The following is a 19,247-nucleotide window of genomic DNA, read 5'->3' as shown; positions in this document are numbered from 1 at the left end:
CCGACGTCCTTGAAAATTTCCACGAACCACACTCAGTCAATGGGAATTAGGGAGAATTGGTCTGAAAACTGTCTTTTTCGTCAAAATGGCCCGGCCTTGATCTCTGGGGCACTTCCAATTCCGGGCACAAAAAAGCGGAACCCGCCTCGCGGGTTCCGCTTCAACAATGGATAAAGTCTTCCGGGCTTCCCTTAGATGAGACCCAGTTCCTTCACCGCGTCGCGCTCTTCTTTGAGCTCGTTGACGGTGGCGTCGATCTTGCCCTGGCTGAACTCGCTAACGGACACGCCCTGCACAATCTCCCACTTGGAGCCGTCCGTGCGGATCGGGAAGGAGGTGATGATATCTTTCTCCACCCCATAGCTGCCATCGGAGCAGACGGCCACGCTGGTCCAGTCGCCCGCCGGGGTCGGCGTCACGAGGGATTTCACGGTGTCAACCACTGCGTTGGCGGCAGAGGCCGCGGAGGAGGAGCCACGGGCCTTGATGATGGCCGCACCACGCTGCTGCACCGTGGTGATGAATTCTCCTTCGAGCCAGGCCTGATCGCTGATCACTTCAGTCACCGCCTGGCCTTTGATCTTGGCGTTGGTGAAGTCAGGATACTGAGTGGCGGAGTGGTTGCCCCAGATGGCCAGATTGGTCACATCCGTGGTGTGCACGCCAGCCTTCTGGGCGAGCTGGGACTTGGCGCGGTTCTCGTCCAGACGCGTCATGGCGAACCAGCGCTCCGCCGGCACCTCCTTGGCGTTGTTCATGGCGATGAGGCAGTTCGTGTTGCAGGGGTTGCCCACCACGAGCACGCGCACATCAGAGGCGGCGTTCTTGGCAATCGCCTGGCCCTGGCCCACGAAGATCTTCCCGTTGATGTTGAGCAGGTCCTTGCGCTCCATCCCCGCTTTGCGGGGCACGGAACCGACGAGCAGGGCCCAGTTCACGCCTCTGAAGCCTTCGTTGAGGTCGGAGGTGGGAGTGATGCTGTGCACCAGCGGGAAGGCACAGTCATCTAGCTCCATCACCACACCACCCAGGGTCGGCAGGGCGGGTTCGATTTCAATCAGCCTGAAGGCCACCGGTTGATCCGGGCCAAACATGGAGCCGGAGGCGATGCGGAAAAGCAGGGAGTAGCCAATCTGGCCAGCCGCTCCGGTGACAGCAACAGTGATGGGAGACTTCATAGAGAGCCCCCACCAAAGCGAAGCCGGAGCGGAACGCAAGGTCCGCCGGGAAAATTTGACGTTCCTGTGTCCGGGAAATCCCAATTTCCTCTCAGGGCGAAAGGGAGGGACTCAATTGCCCGCGATCACCCGGGCCCATTTCTCGGCCTTCTGGGCGAAGGTCAACTCTGGCTCCGCATAGAGGATGCCGCGGGAGACGTTCACCACGCAGGGAGCGGTACGGGCCGCGCCGTGGAGCGCCGCGATGTCCCCACCCTGAGCGCCCAATCCGGGAATCAGCAGCGGCACATCGGGAATCCGGGCCAGCGTTTCCGGAGTGGCATTGGTCAGCCCCAAGACAAGGCCAGCCTGGGGATGCTGGGCGGTCATCTTGCCCACGAGTTCAAACACCTGTCCCCCCCCCTGCAAGGTTTGCAGTTCAATATCGACTGCTCCCGGATTGGAGGTTACCCCAAGGAGATAGATCCCTTTGTCCAGATAATCCAGAAAGGGCTCCAAGGTATCCCGTCCCATATAGGGGTTCAACGTCACCGCGTCTGCGCCGAGGATGTCGAAACAGGCCTTCGCGTAGTACCGCTGGGTCTCGCCAATATCCCCACGTTTGGCATCAAGGATCACCGGGATGTCCTTCGGAATCATGGCAATCGTTTCCTCAAGGAGCTTCATCCCCTCCCAGCCCAGCGCCTCAAAGTAGGCCGAGTTAGGCTTGTACACCGCCGTGTAGGGAGCCGTCTGGGTGATGACGTCCGCGATGAACGCCCGGGCAGCGTCGTCTGCCTTCTCCAGGCGAATGTCCAAGCCGACACAGAGGCCGGATCCAGTGACTGCGATGCGATGGCGGAGCTTTTCGAGGTAGGTCATGTCTGGAAGGAATAGCCCCACGTTAACCACAGAGTGCACAGAGTTTCACAGAGGAATTCTAAAATTTGAATTCCGAAGCGCTTCTCTGCAAAACTCTGTGCCCTACGTGGTTAAGAATCTCAGCCTTCGCATTACCCCAAAATCCCCTTCACCACCTCCCCGTGCACATCCGTGAGGCGGAAGTCCCGCCCCTGGAATCGGTAGGTCAGCCGCTCGTGGTCGAAGCCCAGCAGGTGCAGGATGGTGGCGTTCAGGTCGTGCACATGCACCCGGTCCTGGGTGACGCCGAAGCCCAGCTCATCCGTCTCGCCGTGGAGGCAGCCGGGCTTTACCCCGCCACCTGCCATCCACATGGTGAACCCTTCAATATGGTGGTCCCGTCCCACGGTTTGCCGCACCTCACCCATCGGAGTGCGACCGAACTCGCCCCCCCAGATCACGAGGGTGTCCTTCAGCATGCCCCGCTGTTTCAGGTCCATCACCAGGGCTGCGGCGGCCTGATCCACCTCTTTGCACCGCTGCTCCAGGGCATCGCTCAGGTTGTTCTTCTGGTCTCCATGATGATCCCAGTCTGTATGATAGAGCTGAACGAACCGGGTGCCGCGCTCGACCAATCGGCGGGCCAGCAGGCAGTTGGTGGCAAAGCTGGGCTGCCCCGCCTTCACCCCGTAGAGATCCAGGGTGGAGGCAGACTCCTTGCTGAGGTCCATCAATTCCGGGGCACTGGTCTGCATGCGGGCCGCCATTTCATAGGCGTTGATGCGCGTCATGATCTCCGGGTCTCCCACCTCATCCAGACGACTGCGGTTCAGCGCAGCCACCGTGTCGTAGAGTTTCCTCTCGCGGCCAGGTGACATGCCCTGAGGGCTGCGAAGATTCAAGATGGGATCGCCGCTGCTGCGAAAAGGCACCCCTTGATAGGACGTCGGCAGGAAGCCGCTGCTCCACAGGGAGTTCCCACCACGCGGACCACGAGGCCCGCTCTGCAGCACCACAAAGCCGGGCAGATCCTGAGACTCGCTGCCCAAACCGTAGGTGAGCCAGGCTCCCAGGCTGGGTCGCCCCGGCACCTGAAATCCCGTGTTCATGAAGAGCTTGGCCGGGCCGTGGTTGAACACATCCGTGCTCACCCCGCGCAGCCAGCACACGTCATCCACAATCTTCTGGTGGTGAGGGAGCAGTTCGCTCAAGGTCATGCCGCTCTGCCCGTACTGCGCAAACTTGCGGTTCGAGCCCAGCAACGTCTCGTTGCCTTTCAGGAAGGCGAAGCGTTTGCCTGCCATGAGACTGGCCGGGGGGGCCTGGCCACTGAACTCACGAAGGCGCGGCTTGTCAGAAAACAACTCGAACTGGCTGGGGCCACCCGCCATGAACAGGAAGATCACATTCTTGGCCGTCGCCGGCTGCGGAGCCGCCCGGGGCGACATCGGCTTGGCGGGATCAATCTTCAAGCTTCCCGGGGCCATGGCTCCGAATCCGTCCTGCTGCAGCAGGCAATTCAAGGCCAAGGAGCCGAGTCCGATGCCACAGCGACCGAGGAAATGACGACGCGTCTGGTCGTACACCATGCGGCGTTCCGTCTCGGCAAGAAGTTGTGGAGAACAGTGATTCATGAGAAGGTGATCAAGAGATTCGAAGATTCAGGAAATCACTCCCGGGTGACAAAGGCATCCGTGTTCAGGATGGCACGGGTGACACTGACAAGTGCCGCAGCCTCTGCCAAGGCAACCCCATCAGGCAGCGGAAGCGCCCCCCAGGCGGCCTTTGCCGCAGCAGGGTCTTTTTCATACTCACCCAGCAGATCGGTGGCGAGCTTCTGCAGCAATTTCAACTCCTCCGACGAAGGACCTCGGCTGTAGGCGATGCGACAGGCGAGCAAAATCCGCCCTTCACGAAGTCCAGCGAAAACCGGCCCCGGCATCTCCTTGCAGAGCCGGGCAGCCATGGCGCGGGCCATTTCCACAAAGGCCTCGTCATTGGCCACCGTCAGCGCCTGGAGCGGGGTGTTAGACCGGGAACGCCGGGTGCAAACTTGCTGAAAGTCCGGCGCATCAAAGGTGGTGAACAGCGGATGCGGAGCGCTACGATAGAACAGCGTGTACATACCCCGCCGGTAGCGATCCGGTCCCACGGCGGTGACCCAGTTCTTCTTGTTCTGGGTGAAGGAATACACGCCCTCCGGCTGAGGTGGCCGCACGCTCGGCCCGCCCACGGCGGGGTTCAGCAGACCACTGGCACAGAGCCCGGCATCACGTATGATCTCCGCTTCCACCCGCACGCGTTCCTGTCGGGCCAGCAGGAGATTTCGCGGGTCCTTTTCCATCAGGTCGGGACGACTCCGGGAGCTCTGCCGGTAGGTGGCGGAGTTCACTACCAGCCTGTGCATGGCCTTGAAGCTCCATCCCTGACGAATGAACTCCCCCGCCAGCCAATCCAGCAACTCGGGATGCACCGGAGCCGAGCCTTGGGAGCCAAAGTCCTCCTCAGTCTCCACAATCCCGCGACCAAAGTAGTGCATCCACAAGCGGTTCATGGTGACCCGGGGCGTCAGCGGGTTCGAGGGATTCACGAGCCACTTGGCCAGGTCCAGGCGGTTCTGAAAGCGCTGTGGGCGTTGCGACTCCGGCATGGCAGCCAGCACTGCGGCGATCACACCAGGCGTCAGCGGCCCAAGCTTCTGATCGGGCCGCAGGAAGTCACCCCGCTGGAACAGGAACGTCTGCCGCGGCTTTTCCAGATCCTTCATGATCATGAGTTCCGCCATGTCTCCCGTGGCACCGGGCTTCGTCTTCTTGGCTGCGGTCGCGGGCGTGTTCCGGGCAGTGGCCACCACGGGTGCAGACCTGGGCAGATCCGGCACGGCCTCCACGCCATCAAGAGCGAATCGACCCACGAGATACTTCTCATTGAGGTCATGATGAAGCCTGACCTCCAATTGCAGGCCCTCCAGAGAAACTGGCTGCTCCAGTACAAATACCGCATCGTGATCTGCATTCATCCTGGCCCCGCTCGCCGAGCCTTTCCCGACGTTGATGGCCCAACCGGTCTTGGCATCCCCATCCACCGCCGCCTGGGCGGGAAAGTTGGGCTGGAAGTGGTCCGCAGAGGCCAGTTTCACGGGCAGTTCCATTCCGCCCACGCTGATCTCGAAATCGGTCAGGACAAAGTTTCCGTTCCCTGCAAGGCCAGGCCCGCCCTTGGGGAGGGATTCATGAGTCAACACCCGCAAACGCACGGCAGCGATCTTTTTAAGCGAGCTCCTGGCCACCACACGGTAGGTGTCGTTGAAGGACCCACCTCCGTCCGCCAGGAGAGAATTGTCCGGCAAAAGTTTAAGGCCCGCATTGGCCGTGGTGTCATACGCCACATACTCCAGCGGCTGCCACTTCAGACTGGCGAGCCGTGCGTGAATGACACCCGTGCCGGGCACTTGAGTGCTGGCTGGTGTCTTGGCGTTCTTCGCCAGCGGAGCGGGCTCTGGGGTGGCTTTGACCGTCTTCCCAAAGACCTCTCCTCTTCCCACCTCCATGGTGGTGCCTTTGTTGTTCACGTCCGTGCCCTGGTTGAAAAACGCATACATGCGGTAGTAGTCCTCATGCGTTATGGGATCGAACTTGTGCGTATGACACTGGGCACAACCCACGGTGAGCCCCAGCCAGACGGCACCAGTCGTGTTCACGCGGTCCATCACTGCTTCCACGCGGAACTGCTCAGGATCTGTGCCCCCTTCTTCATTGATCAGTGTGTTCCGGTGGAATGCGGTGGCAACGAGCTGGTTCCTGGTCGGTCTGCTCAGCAGATCCCCCGCCAGCTGTTCAATGGTGAAGCGGTCGAAGGGAAGATCCTCGTTGAGTGACTTGATCACCCAGTCCCGGTAGGGCCACATACCACGCTCTCCGTCGATGGTGTACCCATTGGAATCAGCGTACCGGGCCTGGTCAAGCCAGTGGCGCCCCCAGCGCTCGCCGTAGTGGGGACTGTCGAGCAGGCGGTCCACCAGTCGCTCGTAGGCGAGCGGATCGGCGTCTTTCTCAAACGCCATTACTTCCGCCGGAGTGGGCAGCAACCCGGTCAAATCCAGCGAGACTCTGCGAATCAGCGTGGCCCGATCCGCTTCGGCGGAAGGCTGAATCCCCTCCTTCTCCAGGCGGGTCGAGATGAACCGGTCCACTCCATTGCGCGACCAACCGTCATTTTTGGGAGCAGGGGGTGGCGTCTGCCGCAGCGGCAGGAAAGCCCAGTGCCCTTCATATTCAGCGCCCTGCTCGATCCAGCGGCGGAACGTCGCCACCTGCGCCTCTGTGAGGGACGGCTTCTTGGCCTTGGGCGGGGGCATCATTTCAGATCGATCATGGGAAAGGATCCGCACCATCAGTTCGCTCTCATCCGGCTTTCCAGGAACGACGGCCCCGTTCTCAAGTGCTCCCTCTCGCGTGTCCAGTCGCAGATCGGCATCGCGGGTTTTGTCATCAGGCCCATGACAGTGAAAGCACATGTCAGAGAGAATGGGCCGGATCTGTTCATTGAAGCGCACCTTGCCCATCCCCTCCTCTGCGGCAGCCAGAGGTGCGACGGAGAGAGCCAGCATGGCCCCTACCGCACCCAAAAGCGGAGCAGAATGGTGACGACGGCCAGGAGATGGGAGAGAGCGGGTCAACATGGTGCTTACTCCCCTAACTTTCTGACCGAGGGACATATCTCACAAAAAATTCCTTCTCCCGCCCAGCCTCAGACCAAGACAGAAATCTCCGAAATTCTCGTGAGAATCGCATCAGTGCCTGAAATACTGGAGCAATGGCTGAAGTCCCGCCAATCACCCAGAACGAAACAATCCAGGCCGTCCTGAACGGCAACCCGGATGCGTTTCTCATCATCGTTCACGCCTATCGTCCCTCCTTGAGGGCCTATCTGGCGAGCCAGATGTACCATCTGGATGATGTGGATGACATGGCCCAGGAGACCTTCATCGCCGCCTATCGGGGGCTTCCTAAGTTTCGGCTCGACCAGGACTTTGGAGCTTGGCTTCGGGGCATTGCCCGCAACAAGCTGCTCAAGTACTTTGAAAAGACAGGTCGTAGGCACGAGGCGCTGGAGAAGTTCCGCAAAGACGCCTCCACATTCCTCGCCAAAGAGCTCGACGAGGAAGCAGGACGCACCGGGGCGGCGCATCTTCAGGCCATGCTGGGCTGCATTCACAAGCTGCCAGAACGCATGCGACAAGTAGTGCGCGGCTGGATGGACGGGGGAAAATCGACCGCCCTCGCCGAGGAAATGCAAACGACCGTCGGTGCCGTATATCAATTGCAATATCGAGCCCTGAAACTGCTGCGCGAGTGCGTGGAAAAGGAGGTGGCCAGTGAATCCTGAAACCATATTTGAAAGAGACCTCCAAGATGCGCTCATCGCCTGGCAGGAGGGCTCCCTCGGGATCAACAAGGATCGGACGGAGGAGCTTCTGACTCGGGTGAGAAATGATGCGACTTTTCGCAGAGCACTCGCCCTCCAAGTCTGGACACTGACCCAGGCCCGGCTTGCCCAAGCCCCCGAACCCCGATGGCTTGAGTTGAACGAGGTTCTCGGGATCGAGAACGGAAATGCTGGCAACTCCCATGAAGACACGGAGTTTGACGCTGCTTTTCGGGCGGCGCTCCAGGATGAACCCTCGCTTCAACCAGCCCCCCGGGCAGCGAAGTGGCCCTGGCTGGGGCTTGCCGCTATGATGGCTGCTGCTGGAAGTCTCACTATCTGGGCGATGCTGCGACCGGCCAATCCGGAACCCGACCTGCGGAAATCCCCTCCCCTGGCGGTTTTGGTGCAGGTGGAGTATGCCAAAGCGGTTGGCACCTGGGGCTCACGACCTCCCTCCAGCGGCATGAACCTCACCACGGGGCCACTTGCTCTGGAATCAGGCCGGCTGAGTCTGATGTTCGCCAGCGGTGTCGTTTTGCATGTGGAAGGCCCCGCCCATCTCGACCTTCTCACCGCTGATCGCGTCCTCTGCCACGACGGTCGCGTGCGGCTCAGAGTGCCAAAAGGTGCTGAAGGGTTCTGCATTGAAACCCCCGGAGGAGCTGTCACGGATCTGGGCACAGAGCTGGGAGTCTCTGTCAGCAAAGATGGCAACACCCAGGTGGCCGTGTTTGAAGGTGAGGCGGAAGCCTCCCTCCGCATTCCGGGTCAAGAAGGGGTTCGCACGGAACTCCTCACTGCTCACCAGTCCGCCAAGTTGATTCCCTCCACGGGTGAGATCGTCACCACCTCGCCGGATCTGGCCAGATTCCTTCCCGCTACTGAACTCCACGTCCCCCCCCTCCAGCTCGCCGCCGGGTACGAGGAAAACATCATCGCTTCCCGCCCGGTTCACTACTGGCGCATGGACCGATTGGAACAAGGATTGATCCCGAATGAAGTCCGTGGTGCCCCAGCCCTGCGTCCCGTGGGTGGCATCCGGCTTGAACCTGCTTCGCCCGAGTCCCCCACGGCGCGAACCGTAGTCAACTTTGCAGGCCAGACCAACCCAGGAGCCATCCACTCAGTCGGGCCGTGGCTGGCACCCGGAGCTGCCCATGCGGTGGAGATGTGGTTTGCCAGTACGACCACAGAGCAAATGAGCCTCTTTGCCTTCACTACCGGCAAAGCTCCAAACGATCACCTCGAACTCGTGGAACTCGCCCTCCGCCAACCTGGCCGCAGCCCACGCCCGGGGATTGTCCGCTATCTCACCCGCTGGCCCGCTGGCAGCGGTGGCGGCATCAACATTTACACGGAACCCAAATTCCTCCCCTATCGTTGGCACCACCTCGTCGCCCAACAGGCACACGGCAAGATGGAACTGTACCTGAATGGCCACCTGGTGGGCAAAGCGGACGCGGATCCCTTTGCGCCGCAGCTCCTATGCACTATCCAGCTCGGCTGTCTCCGGTTCAACGAAGGCATGTTGTTGAAAAATCTCCAGCGAGTCTTCTCAGGCAAAATGGCCGAAGTCGCCATCTACGACCGATTGCTCACGATCGGAGAGATCAAGGAAAGAGCAACCAGCGCCCGATGAATTCCTATCCTTCGGGGGGAGCAGATTCGGACATGCCGGAATGCTTCCCTTCACTGATTTCCTCGATAGTCTTGGCGATGAATTGGGTGAGATCGTCCGGTTTACGACTCGTGACCAGACCATTGTCCACCACGACTGGCTGATCCACCCAGTTCCCACCCGCATTGTGCACATCGGACTGGATGGCAGGCCAGGAGGTCAGAGTACGCCCGGCCACGAGGCCTGCCTCGATCAGAATCCACGGGGCGTGGCAGATCGCACAGATGGGTTTGCCCGCCTCGGCAAAATCCCGCACAAAGTTCACTGCATCCCGGGTGGAGCGCAAAGTATCGGGGTTGGCCAGCCCGCCCGGCAATACCAGGGCATCGAAGTCGCTGGCATTCACGCTGTCCAGAGTCAGGTCCACATTGAAGTTGTCCCCTTTCTCCAGGTGATTCATTCCCTGCACCGTCCCGGCTTTGGGGGACACAATGCTCACAGTCGCCCCCGCCTGCTTCAGTGCATGCATGGGTTCTTCCAGCTCCACCTGTTCAAATCCGTCTGTGGCTAAAATGGCCACCCGCTTGTTTTCCAAGATTGCACTCATATCAGGGTTTCGGGACGGGGCGCAGGTACGGCCGGGTGCAGTTCCCCTCCCCGCCCCTGCCCTTCCATCGGGGTGGTGGATCTTTTCTGACCGAAGTGCGCCAAATCCCACCCCAGCTCGCTTTTGACTTCGAAGGGCATTTGAGGTACAACCGCCCTCCCATGTCAGCGAAGCGACAATACTTTGGTACCGACGGTGTGCGAGGAGTGGCCAACAAACACCCTATGACGCCTGAATTCGTCATGCGCCTGGGTCAGGCGGCTGCCAAGGTGCTTGGCCAGGGGGCCTCTCGCAAGGGTGCACGCCCCTGCTGCATCGTAGGCCGAGACTCTCGCCTCTCTGGAGACATGCTGGAGGCAGCACTCGTGGCTGGCCTCAACTCCATGGGGGTGGATGTGCATCTGTGCGGCCTGGTACCCACCCCGGCCGTGGCGCTGATCACCCAACAGGAAGGGGCCAGCTTTGGAGCGGTAGTTTCCGCCTCACACAACCCTTTCTACGACAACGGCATTAAATTCGTGGGCGGTGACGGATACAAGCTGACGGATGACGAGGAGTTGCTTATTGAGGCCGCCATGACGAATGAGGCCCTCCTGGCCAACCGGCCTCATGAGACCAGCATCGGCCGCACCCACGTGCTGCAGGGGTCCGCAGAACGTTACATCGCCCATGCCATGGCTTCCATGCAGAGCCGCCGGCTCACTGGCATGAAGATCGCCCTCGACAATGCGAACGGGGCAGCATCCTTCACCAGCACGGAAACGCTGAAACGTCTCGGTGCAGAGGTGATCCCTTTTCACTCCTCCCCAGACGGCGCGAACATCAATCTTCACTGCGGGTGCACTCACCCGGAGATCATTGAGGCCCTCGTCACTCAAACCGGTGCCCAGGTCGGCGTATCCCACGATGGCGACGCGGACCGGGTGGCCCTGTGCGACGAACTGGGCCAGCGCCTGAGCGGAGATGAACTGATCGCCATCGCCGTGGTCTCCATGCTGCGCAAGGGCACCCTTCGTGAGAGCACCGCCGTGGTCACCACGATGAGCAACTACGGCCTGGACGACCTCGTCACAGGCATGGGGGGCAAAGTGGTGCGCACCGATGTGGGCGACCGTTATGTGATCGCCGCCATGCGCAAACAGGACCTCAACTTTGGAGCTGAGGAAAGCGGTCACATCGTCTTTCGTGATCACGCCTCCACCGGCGACGGCCTCATCGCCGCCCTCCAGATCTTGAAAATCATGGCCGAGACGGGTGAACCACTCAGCGAACTTCGCAAGGTGCTCACCCCTTTCCCCCAGGCCAAGCGCAACCTTCGCGTGAAATCCAAGCCGGCCATCCAGGAGCTTGAAGCCGCCAACGCCCTCATCATTCAGACCGAGAAAAAGCTCGGCCGTCTGGGTCGCGTGCTGTTGCGCTACTCCGGCACCGAGCCCCTCATCCGTCTGCTCATTGAAGGCCGCGATCCCGAGTACATCGAGGATCAAGCTGGCAAAATTGCGGCAGCGATTCAGGAGCAGATTGGGGTGTGAAGTGAAGGTTAAGAGTTAGAAGTTAAGGGTTAAGTGCAAGTAGCGCTGAAACTGCCGAATCAGCGCTCTTCACTCATCACCCATACCTTCTAACTCCTTGCTCTTGTCTCACTTCCTCACCGCCACCATCGCCCCACCAGCCAGGGTCAATGCCAGACCCAGCACCTGCACAGGATTGATGGCTTCTCCCAGCAGCATCCAGGCGAGTCCGACGGTCCCCAAGGGGCCGATCATTCCGATGACCGCAAAGGCCTGAGCTCCAGCGCGCTTGAGCCCGATGCCGAACAGGTAAGAGGGTATAACCGTGCCCGCGATGGCAAGAGCCACTCCACAGCCATAGGCACCCGGGGGCAGTTTCAGGATGGCTCCCGGGGGATGCGTGAGCACGAAGTGGATGAGGACATACAGACAGGAGAAACCCACCACGCATGAGGTGAAGCGGATAGGACCGATTCGCGCAATCATCTCACCGCTCATGAGGACGAAGATGGCGTAAGAGATCGCACTGCCGAATACCAGCAGCGCTCCCAGCCACGTCTCCCCGCCTGTTTTGGCACTGGCCTCGCCATAGTAGCCAATCAAGATGCCCAAGTAGGAGAGCAGCATGGCTCCTGCCACACCCCACCTCAGCGGCTTGCGCAAGACAATGACCGATCCAAGCAGCACGATGGAAGGATAGGTGTACAGGATCATCCGCTCCAGCCCTACGCTCACATGCTCCAGGCCCATGAAGTTGATGACAGAGGAGAAATACCACCCGCAAAATCCCAGCAAGGCCAGCCTCGCCCAGTCACGGCTCGTGAGCGGGTGAACCTGCTTGCCAGACGAGGCCCAAATCCCGCCGATCAAAAAGAACGGAAACGCCATGGCCATGCGCAGTGCCAGCGTCGTCACGGCATCCAACCCATAGCGGTAGGCCAGTTTTACGAACACAGCTTTGGAGCAGAAGAACAGCGAACTGCCAGCAACGATGAGAAAGGTAACGAGCGAGGATTTGAAACTGCGGGACATGGGTCAGGGGGACAAGGGAAGGCAAAGCGAAACCGAGGCATGGAAACATAAACGCCCGAGGCTGGGAGCGTCGGGCGGGTAGTGAAGAGAGAAGCCTGGCAGGCACCTAGCCTGCTGCTGGATCCGGGAAAATCGCGCCACTTAAGGGCTTGCGTTTCAATCATCCAGCGCGTCACTCGATCACCGCGCCCTTTGGCTTGAGCAGCCAAAGCCAGAGGTGTTGCCATTTAGGGCGTGTGACGAGGAGAGACATTAAGGAGATAAACTGGCCACTGGATACGGCTGAAGAGGCGGAGTGCAAGTGAAATGAAAAGTGCCACCGGCTTCCAGCGGTTCAGCCCCCCACCCCACGACACGGGAAGCCGAACACACACCCAACTACCCACTGCATCCACCACCTGATCCTGCGAAGCAGGATTTTGGGACTGCGGTGAGAATCACCGCTTTGGCAGGGCCTTATGAGGTACTCCTACCTGTTGGTCCCCGCAAAAACTCACGAACTCCGCTGCACACACAGGCTACTTGCCCCACACAGGACTCCCAAAAGCGGCGATTCTCGCCGCAGTCCCAAAGATGCTCCGCATCCAGGTGTTGCTCCCCCCCCGAAGAAGGACCCACTGCAGGCCAGCATCACGCTGGAGGCTCAAGATACCTCGAACCCCCAACCGACGCACTGACGCACCGAACCGCCCTAACCCGTGGTCCTCAACCCCGAAGCAATGGCGTTGATCGAGATTAACAGGTCCGGGATCATGGCCTCCGCAGCGGCAGTGTCTCCGGCGGCTGTAAGCCTCCGCCACTCCTTCAGCAGGGCGACCTGCTGGTGGTGCAGCACCTTGAGCGGAGCCTCACGAACCTGAAGGGTGCGGGCCATGCGGGGTCGGCGGGAGCCGAAGCCGCCGCCGTGCAGGATGGTGCCCAGATGCTCGCGGGTACGATGAAACTCGGCGATGATCAGTTCCATGAACCGCGTCCGGACGGCCTCGTCGGTGACGAGGGACCCGTAGGCCAGCATGATCTCCTCATTCGCACTGACGATGGAACCGTCCATGTTGGTCAGCACGTAGCGGAGGAAGCTGGACTCTGAGATGCTGCCTTCCAAAGCTGCATAGTCATCCGGAGCCTCCACCTTGAGCCGCTCAAAGGCGGAGCCGACCCCAAACCAACCCGGCAGATAAAAGCGGGACTGCGTCCAGGAAAAGACCCAGGGGATGGCCCGAAGATCCTCCAGACTGGCGCGTCCCGTGCGACGCGAGGGACGCGAACCAATGCGGGAGTTCTCCAGCGCGTCAATTGGCGTAGCCTCGCGGTAGAAGGTGATGAAGTCCGGTGCATGCAGCAGGCCGCGGTAGGCCTCGATACTCCAGCCGGCGAGCCGGTCCAGGATCTCGCGGCAAGGATCAGCAGGCTTGGACGCATGGCGGTGCTTGGCCGTGGCGGCGGATACGGAAGCGGTGAGGGTCTCCACTTGGTAGGTGGCAGAGCCAAGGTGTGAGTATTTTTGGGAGATGGTCTCCCCCTGCTCCGTCATGCGGAACGAGCCGCCCAGCGATCCATGAGGCAGAGCCTCCATGAACCAATGGGTCGGACCGGCTCCGCGGCCCACTGTCCCACCACGCCCATGGAAGAACACCGGACGCACACCGTGACGACGCGTCACCTCAAACAAGGCCTCCTGGGCACGATGAAGGCCCCACTGGCTGGCAAAGATGCCGCAGTCCTTGTTGGAATCCGAGTAGCCCAGCATCATCTGGAAGTCGGGCGTGTTGCTACCGCCCTCCCCCGTCAAGCTGATGCGGGTGACCGGGTGGCTGAGGAAATCATCCACCACCGACGGCGCATGGGCGAGGTCGTCCATGGTCTCAAACAGGGGCACCACTGGCAGCGGGCTACGCAGGCCCTGAGCGGTGAGCTCGATCAGGCCCGCTTCCCGCGCCAGCACATAAACCGTGAGGAGGTCATTCACCCCGCGGGTCATGGAAACGATCAACGAACCGAGACCTGCCCCGCCGTGGCGGGCACGGTACTCGGCCAGCACGCGATAACACTCCAGCACCGCATCGGCCTCAGGTCCCGCCGAGAGACCAGGGGAAAGAAACGGCCGGGGCGACGCCAGTTCATGGTCCAGCAGCGTCCGTTTTTCCCCTTCCGACCAGCTTGGGAAGCTGGCGGCATTGGGCACACCCGCCTTCACCAGGAGCTGCGTGAGCGCCTTCTCATGGAAGGCAGAATTCTGCCGCACATCCAGGATCGCCGAATGGAAGCCAAAGGCCGCAAGCTGATGGCGAAGAGGATCCACATAATCCTGCACCAGATGCTCTGCGCCGACCGCACTCAGACATTCCGCCAGGAGAAGGAGGTCAGCATCCAGTGCCGCAGGAGCGGCATAGATCGTGGCGGCATCCGGATGATCACGCGTCAGCAACAGCTTTCCGCGCATCAAAGAAGCGGCCAGACGCCAGGGTTCCTCATCGTGGTGATCCAGCAGGGCTGGCACATCCACCACCTCGTAGCCTTCCAGCTCCTTTACCAGACGAGTCACCAGTTCCCCCAGTGAGGCAGGCACTTCCTGGAAGTGTTTGCTCAGCGGGAGGTTGTAGGCGAGCCGGTTTAATTTGCGGGCAAAGAGCCGGAGCGCATTATTGCGCAGTGACTGGAGAGAAGACTTCGTGACCTCGGCAGTCACAAACGGATGCCCGTCGCGGTCGCCACCGATCCAGGTGCCAAAGCGGATTAAAGGCGGAAGCTCCTTCAACGCTACGGGGTCAAGCCCCGCCGCAATCCAGGCCTCGCGCAAATGGGTCCGGGTCCGGGTGACCGCCTCAGGAAAGACCTCGCGCAAGAAGAAGAGGGCATTCTCCAGTTCCTCAGCGATGCTGGGTCGGGTGACGTGAATTTCTCCCGTGCGCCAAAGGGATTCCAACTGGGCCTCCAAGAAACCCCGGACACGCTCTTGCTCGCGAGGGGTAAAGGCAGGGTTCTCCCTGCGCTCCAGGAGGTCGTAGATCTCGCGATGCCGTTCGCGCACGCTGTCCCGCTTGGCTTCCGTGGGGTGCGCCGTGAGCACTGGCTCCACGCGCACGGACTTCATGATTTCCACCATGGCGCGGGCATCCAGATCCAGTTCCCGCATGGCGGCCAGCTTGTCTGGCCACAGCCCCCGCTCAGCCAGGGGTCCGAGTTCCTTCTCGCGCAGGCGTCGCACCTGTAGGGCGACGCGCTCCTCGACTAGGTTCAGCAACTGGAATGCGGTGGAGTATGCCTGGCAGAGCGGTCGATTGGGCCCGGATTGCTCCGGCAGAGGCTGCCCCGTCCAGGGCATGCGATCCGCCAGTTCAGGCTCGCCAATCCGGCGCAGGGCCGCAGCAAAGGCTTCCATGAGAAAGGACAACTCCTTATCAAGGAGTTTAAATCCATGTTCGATCAGTGTTGAGGCAGGCTTCGTTTCCAAGGTCTTGTCTCCCAACCAAGCACAAGACATGCCGCCGCGCCCGGAAAAGGTCGTTAAAAGCGTCAACCTTCTGCCACATCCAACTCATGCACACGATAAAACCGGCCCAGTCCATGGAGCTTGCCCGTGAGTTCCACCGTCCACCGGACCTGGGGCGTTTTCATCAGCTCCGACCCTGGCAGTCCTGCCGGGAGGGCGACATCATAGGTCTGTTGCCAGGCGTCGCCCGCCGTGACCCGAAGGTCTCTGGCCTCTGCCAGCACCTGTTCATGGAGAAATTTCTCGCTCACCATCCGATCACGGCGAGGAGCTCGGCCCTTACCCATGTGCTTGGTTACCACCCGGCTGGTAGTCTCCCGACAGATCACCTTCACCTTCACAGAGCGGAGAGCGGCCGGACCGGGCTGGATCAGCGCCATTTTGAACTCGGAGCCTGGTCGTATCGGCAGCTCAGAGACCTCCACCAATGTGGCCATCGTTCCCACCGCAAAGAGCTGGGTGATCCATGACCAGATGAAAAGCGTGCCCAGGAAACACATGCCGCCACCCACCAGCCAAGCCAGCCACCTCTTGTCCGCACCGGTGGAGCCGTAAAAGAGAATCGAACTCCCCAAACCCAGCAAGACGATGGCGGCGATGAGTGAACATCCTAAACCCGCCCCCTGCGTCTTGCCGACGAGACGGTGATTAAGCACGGGGGGCACATCAACTGCTAGAGGCATGGGCATCTCCTTTTTCCTGTTCCATCATTCGTCGGCCAAACGACGAAGATAGTCAAACGGGTAGATCCCGGTGCAGTGCCCATCGCTGAATTCAAACAGCAGCGCATACCCCCCCACAGACTTCCACCCGGTCACACTCACCCCCGGGTATTCCTTCTGGTTCGTGCCACCGTACAGCTTCCCCAGCAAATCCCGCTCGCCAATATTCTCCGCACTCGGCGATGCCGCGCGCAGCTTCTCCATGGGGAGGAAGCTCTCCCTGCCGTCCTCCCAAGCGATGGCGATCTCGTTTCCAATGGCGGCGATGTTGAGCGGGCGAATCATGAGCCGAACATTCAACAACCCCGCCACTCAGCAACCAATAGTCTCAAGACCATCTATCGGGCCCCCTTCGGAGCAAATCCCTCGACCAGTTCGCTGAACGACTGAATCACCGAACTACCAGCTTAGCCTTTAGGCACCACGCTCACGGCCATCACGCCTTCCTGGGGCCACCATCCGGCAATCCGGACCTCCATGCCCTTCCCTGCGATCTCCGTCTTCACGGCTTCAATAAGACGTTTCTCACTGTCCGGAGTGACTGGCGAGCCAAAGAAGGGCTCCAAGTTCTTGATTACCGCGTCATTGCCCGCAATGCCAATCAAGGTCACCTTTGTCCCCTGCACACCCCCGCCAGGAGGCGTGGGAGAGCGGCCCACCGCTGTATCCACGGGACCGCTCATGACGATCACCTGACGGAGCTGGGTGGTGCTGCCATTCACGTGAGCCTCCGCAATTTGCTGGCGGATGGCCTTCTCCTGATTGCGACGCTCGATCTCCGCCTGGGCAAGCTCCCGCGGCGTTTTACCAGGGGTGTACACGCCACCAATGGTGACATGCGGGAGAATCTCTTTTTCAGCCTGCACCGGGGCCACCGCCACGGGAGCATCCCCGGTAGGCGGCTTGATCACCACGGTCGGCCGGGACATGTCGGGCGTCACCAAGACAGGCCCCATGGTGGGCGGCTTGATGACGGCGGTGGGGCTGAGCAGCCCCTGGCTCTGGACCTCGGGCGCACGCTCCGGCAGCGGACCGAACACCGGCAACGGCAGTTCGTCCTCCGCCAGTGCGAGACTGGAGGTGGCGAGGAGGCACGGAATTAGCTGCCAAAAATTCACGGCGGCATTTAATGGCAGGTTTGCTGCGTGCTGACAAGACTCTTTCAGGCTAGACTCCTCAAAAATTTCCCATGCCGGACGAAGCTCCCACCATCACGCGTCGCAAAGAGTTCATCACCATCAGTGACGAGCTCAGAACCTACCTCCGGCATTATGGCCGGCTCGCGGCCCTTCCTGCGCTCTATCGGGATCTCCAGAGCTTCATGAGCGCCTACCCGCTGATGGACAAGGAGGGGCGCAGCACCCTCTGGGACACCGTGGTGTATGAGCGCTCCCAGCTGAAGGACCTGTGGCCACGCCTCACCAGCATCTACTCCCTGCTCAAGACAGGCGACCTGAAAGCGGTGCCCCACCTCTATGTGGAGCGGGTGGATTTTTGCGGTTTCGGCAACAGCAAGCCCTTCCGCATCCGCGTGGTCAACGAGTACAACGACAACTACGACCACTTCTACATCAAGGTGGCGGATGCCTCCCGCGTGTATGGACTGGAACTGGAGCACCTCCTCTCCCCCAACCGAATCAACTACCTCGTGCATGAGGACACCTTGATCGAGGAGCACATCGCCGGCGTGCCAGGGGACGTCTTCATCAGCGAGTACTTCGAGCGCTCTGACGTGAACCGCGTCCGTATCGCCAAGGAGTTCGTGAAGTTCAGCGAGCGTTGCTTCATCCGCCTGCTGGGGGACATGCGCAGCTACAACTACGTGGTGGACATGACGCCGGACTTTGAGGAGACGCAGTACCGCGTGCGGGCCATCGACTTTGACCAACAGAGCTACGAGGGCGCCAAGAGCGTGTACCTGCCCCAGTTCTACAAGGAGAACCTCCCTGTGGTGAAACTCTGCACGAAGTACCTGAACTACGCCACCATGCAGCAGTACCAGCAGGAGGAGCGCAGCCTCATCGCTCGTAGGTACCTCTCAGAGAAGTCCCGCCTCCGCTCCCTCTTCCGCGCTATGAAACACCACCCTGCCGAGCCGCCGCCCAAGGTGGTGCAACTCAAGACGGAACTCGGCGAGTACCACGGTACCGACGTCTTCGACGACTGCTTGAGCATGGGCGACATCGTGGAGAGGCATATCGAATTCATGTTGGGCAAGCAACTCGGGGAAAAAACGTCCCCCCATCCTCACTGACAGCAGCACAAAGGCCCGATTCCTGCGGTGGAGGGAGGGCGCATTTTTGCCATCAACCCGTTCTGGCAGCATTTGAAAACACTGTTTTAATGGCTCCAGCACGGGCACTTGCCCGCACCCAGCACCTTCTCCCGCCACCTCCATGAGACTACCTAACATTTTTGAAGCAGACACCCCGCCTGTTCCATTTCCTGCTGGCACAGTCATTTTCACCGAGGGCGAAGACGGCGATTCCCTGTATGTCGTCAAAGAGGGAGAGGTGGAATTGAAGGTCAAAGGCCGCCTCGTGGAGGTGGTGAAGGCGGATGGCTTCTTTGGCGAGATGGCCATCATCGAGAACGGCCCACGCACCGCCACCGCCGTCGCCAGTGTGGACTGCGAGCTCATCCCCATCAACGAAAAGCGGTTTGAGTTCATGGTGCACGAGGTGCCGAACTTCGCCCTCCACGTCATGCGCGGCCTGAGCCGTCGCCTCCGCAGTGTGGATGAAGGAGGCTGAAAGACTGGGCCCTGAGTACTCAGGCTCCCTGGAAACTTTTCAGTTTTCACTTTTTACTTTTTACTG

At 60.6% G+C, this 19,247-nt stretch carries 15 protein-coding genes; 5 read left to right on the top strand and 10 right to left on the bottom strand.

Features of this window, described 5'->3' with window-relative positions:
- Positions 1 to 191 precede the first annotated feature (191 nt).
- The 4 genes from VSP_RS12025 to VSP_RS12010 form a co-directional block, all read right to left on the bottom strand.
- Positions 192 to 1,178 (bottom strand): malate dehydrogenase, encoded by a 987-nt coding sequence (locus tag VSP_RS12025; RefSeq protein ID WP_009960867.1) that lies wholly within the window; start codon positions 1,176 to 1,178, stop codon positions 192 to 194.
- A gap of 111 nt (positions 1,179 to 1,289) precedes the next feature.
- Positions 1,290 to 2,039 (bottom strand): orotidine-5'-phosphate decarboxylase, encoded by a 750-nt coding sequence (pyrF, locus tag VSP_RS12020; RefSeq protein ID WP_009960865.1) that lies wholly within the window; start codon positions 2,037 to 2,039, stop codon positions 1,290 to 1,292.
- Between the two features lie 131 nt (positions 2,040 to 2,170).
- Positions 2,171 to 3,652 (bottom strand): DUF1501 domain-containing protein, encoded by a 1,482-nt coding sequence (locus tag VSP_RS12015; RefSeq protein WP_157210849.1) that lies wholly within the window; start codon positions 3,650 to 3,652, stop codon positions 2,171 to 2,173.
- Positions 3,653 to 3,687: 35 nt separating this feature from the next.
- Positions 3,688 to 6,699 (bottom strand): PSD1 and planctomycete cytochrome C domain-containing protein, encoded by a 3,012-nt coding sequence (locus VSP_RS12010; protein ID WP_029190376.1) that lies wholly within the window; start codon positions 6,697 to 6,699, stop codon positions 3,688 to 3,690.
- A gap of 134 nt (positions 6,700 to 6,833) precedes the next feature.
- On the opposite strand from VSP_RS12010, the gene VSP_RS12005 reads away from it, so the two are divergent.
- The gene (locus VSP_RS12005) at positions 6,834 to 7,406 is read left to right on the top strand and encodes a sigma-70 family RNA polymerase sigma factor (protein WP_009960862.1); all 573 of its coding nucleotides are present in this window, start codon (positions 6,834 to 6,836) and stop codon (positions 7,404 to 7,406) included.
- Complete coding sequence (locus VSP_RS12000) at positions 7,396 to 9,087, top strand: LamG-like jellyroll fold domain-containing protein (RefSeq protein ID WP_009960861.1); 1,692 nt, start codon at positions 7,396 to 7,398, stop codon at positions 9,085 to 9,087. The genes VSP_RS12005 and VSP_RS12000 overlap by 11 nt, the downstream gene beginning before the upstream one ends.
- A 4-nt stretch (positions 9,088 to 9,091) precedes the next feature.
- Here VSP_RS12000 and VSP_RS11995 read toward each other — a convergent pair whose 3' ends face one another.
- Positions 9,092 to 9,673 (bottom strand): type 1 glutamine amidotransferase domain-containing protein, encoded by a 582-nt coding sequence (locus VSP_RS11995; RefSeq protein WP_009960860.1) that lies wholly within the window; start codon positions 9,671 to 9,673, stop codon positions 9,092 to 9,094.
- A gap of 161 nt (positions 9,674 to 9,834) precedes the next feature.
- Here VSP_RS11995 and glmM point away from each other — a divergent pair, with 161 nt between their 5' ends.
- Complete coding sequence (glmM, locus tag VSP_RS11990) at positions 9,835 to 11,205, top strand: phosphoglucosamine mutase (RefSeq protein WP_044133516.1); 1,371 nt, start codon at positions 9,835 to 9,837, stop codon at positions 11,203 to 11,205.
- A gap of 108 nt (positions 11,206 to 11,313) precedes the next feature.
- Here glmM and VSP_RS35080 read toward each other — a convergent pair whose 3' ends face one another.
- The 5 genes from VSP_RS35080 to VSP_RS11965 all read right to left on the bottom strand — a co-directional run bounded on the left by VSP_RS35080 (position 11,314) and on the right by VSP_RS11965 (position 17,546).
- Complete coding sequence (locus VSP_RS35080; protein WP_009960858.1) at positions 11,314 to 12,216, bottom strand: DMT family transporter; 903 nt, start codon at positions 12,214 to 12,216, stop codon at positions 11,314 to 11,316.
- Between the two features lie 691 nt (positions 12,217 to 12,907).
- Entirely contained in the window at positions 12,908 to 15,595 is a 2,688-nt protein-coding gene (locus tag VSP_RS11980) for a phosphoenolpyruvate carboxylase (protein ID WP_044134300.1), read from the bottom strand.
- A gap of 134 nt (positions 15,596 to 15,729) precedes the next feature.
- Positions 15,730 to 16,389 carry a hypothetical protein gene (locus tag VSP_RS11975; RefSeq protein WP_156346120.1) on the bottom strand — a complete coding sequence of 220 codons (660 nt, stop codon included), beginning with the start codon at positions 16,387 to 16,389 and terminating at the stop codon, positions 15,730 to 15,732.
- Between the two features lie 24 nt (positions 16,390 to 16,413).
- On the bottom strand, positions 16,414 to 16,713 hold the full coding sequence (locus VSP_RS11970; protein WP_009960854.1) for a gamma-butyrobetaine hydroxylase-like domain-containing protein: 300 nt from the start codon (positions 16,711 to 16,713) through the stop codon (positions 16,414 to 16,416).
- A 122-nt stretch (positions 16,714 to 16,835) separates the two neighbouring features.
- Positions 16,836 to 17,546, bottom strand: a complete 711-nt coding sequence (locus tag VSP_RS11965; RefSeq protein WP_009960853.1) for a hypothetical protein — start codon at positions 17,544 to 17,546, stop codon at positions 16,836 to 16,838.
- Between the two features lie 71 nt (positions 17,547 to 17,617).
- Here VSP_RS11965 and VSP_RS11960 point away from each other — a divergent pair, with 71 nt between their 5' ends.
- The gene (locus VSP_RS11960; protein ID WP_009960852.1) at positions 17,618 to 18,682 is read left to right on the top strand and encodes a hypothetical protein; all 1,065 of its coding nucleotides are present in this window, start codon (positions 17,618 to 17,620) and stop codon (positions 18,680 to 18,682) included.
- Positions 18,683 to 18,824: 142 nt separating this feature from the next.
- The gene (locus tag VSP_RS11955) at positions 18,825 to 19,181 is read left to right on the top strand and encodes a Crp/Fnr family transcriptional regulator (protein WP_009960851.1); all 357 of its coding nucleotides are present in this window, start codon (positions 18,825 to 18,827) and stop codon (positions 19,179 to 19,181) included.
- The last annotated feature ends 66 nt before the right edge of the window (positions 19,182 to 19,247 follow it).

It is taken from the genome of Verrucomicrobium spinosum DSM 4136 = JCM 18804 (assembly GCF_000172155.1).
GTDB lineage: Bacteria > Verrucomicrobiota > Verrucomicrobiia > Verrucomicrobiales > Verrucomicrobiaceae > Verrucomicrobium > Verrucomicrobium spinosum.
This window is presented reverse-complemented; position numbering and strand designations above follow the sequence as displayed.

Bases quoted from the DNA above. Each gene is read 5' to 3' on its own strand.
- VSP_RS12025 (WP_009960867.1), bottom strand. From the start codon at position 1,178: ATGAAGTCTCCCATCACTGTTGCTGTCACCGGAGCGGCTGGCCAGATT.
- pyrF (WP_009960865.1), bottom strand. From the start codon at position 2,039: ATGACCTACCTCGAAAAGCTCCGCCATCGCATCGCAGTCACTGGATCC.
- VSP_RS12015 (WP_157210849.1), bottom strand. From the start codon at position 3,652: ATGAATCACTGTTCTCCACAACTTCTTGCCGAGACGGAACGCCGCATG.
- VSP_RS12010 (WP_029190376.1), bottom strand. From the start codon at position 6,699: ATGTTGACCCGCTCTCTCCCATCTCCTGGCCGTCGTCACCATTCTGCT.
- VSP_RS12005 (WP_009960862.1), top strand. From the start codon at position 6,834: ATGGCTGAAGTCCCGCCAATCACCCAGAACGAAACAATCCAGGCCGTC.
- VSP_RS11995 (WP_009960860.1), bottom strand. From the start codon at position 9,673: ATGAGTGCAATCTTGGAAAACAAGCGGGTGGCCATTTTAGCCACAGAC.
- glmM (WP_044133516.1), top strand. From the start codon at position 9,835: ATGTCAGCGAAGCGACAATACTTTGGTACCGACGGTGTGCGAGGAGTG.
- VSP_RS35080 (WP_009960858.1), bottom strand. From the start codon at position 12,216: ATGTCCCGCAGTTTCAAATCCTCGCTCGTTACCTTTCTCATCGTTGCT.
- VSP_RS11980 (WP_044134300.1), bottom strand. From the start codon at position 15,595: ATGGAAGCCTTTGCTGCGGCCCTGCGCCGGATTGGCGAGCCTGAACTG.
- VSP_RS11975 (WP_156346120.1), bottom strand. From the start codon at position 16,389: ATGCCTCTAGCAGTTGATGTGCCCCCCGTGCTTAATCACCGTCTCGTC.
- VSP_RS11970 (WP_009960854.1), bottom strand. From the start codon at position 16,713: ATGATTCGCCCGCTCAACATCGCCGCCATTGGAAACGAGATCGCCATC.
- VSP_RS11960 (WP_009960852.1), top strand. From the start codon at position 17,618: ATGCCGGACGAAGCTCCCACCATCACGCGTCGCAAAGAGTTCATCACC.
- VSP_RS11955 (WP_009960851.1), top strand. From the start codon at position 18,825: ATGAGACTACCTAACATTTTTGAAGCAGACACCCCGCCTGTTCCATTT.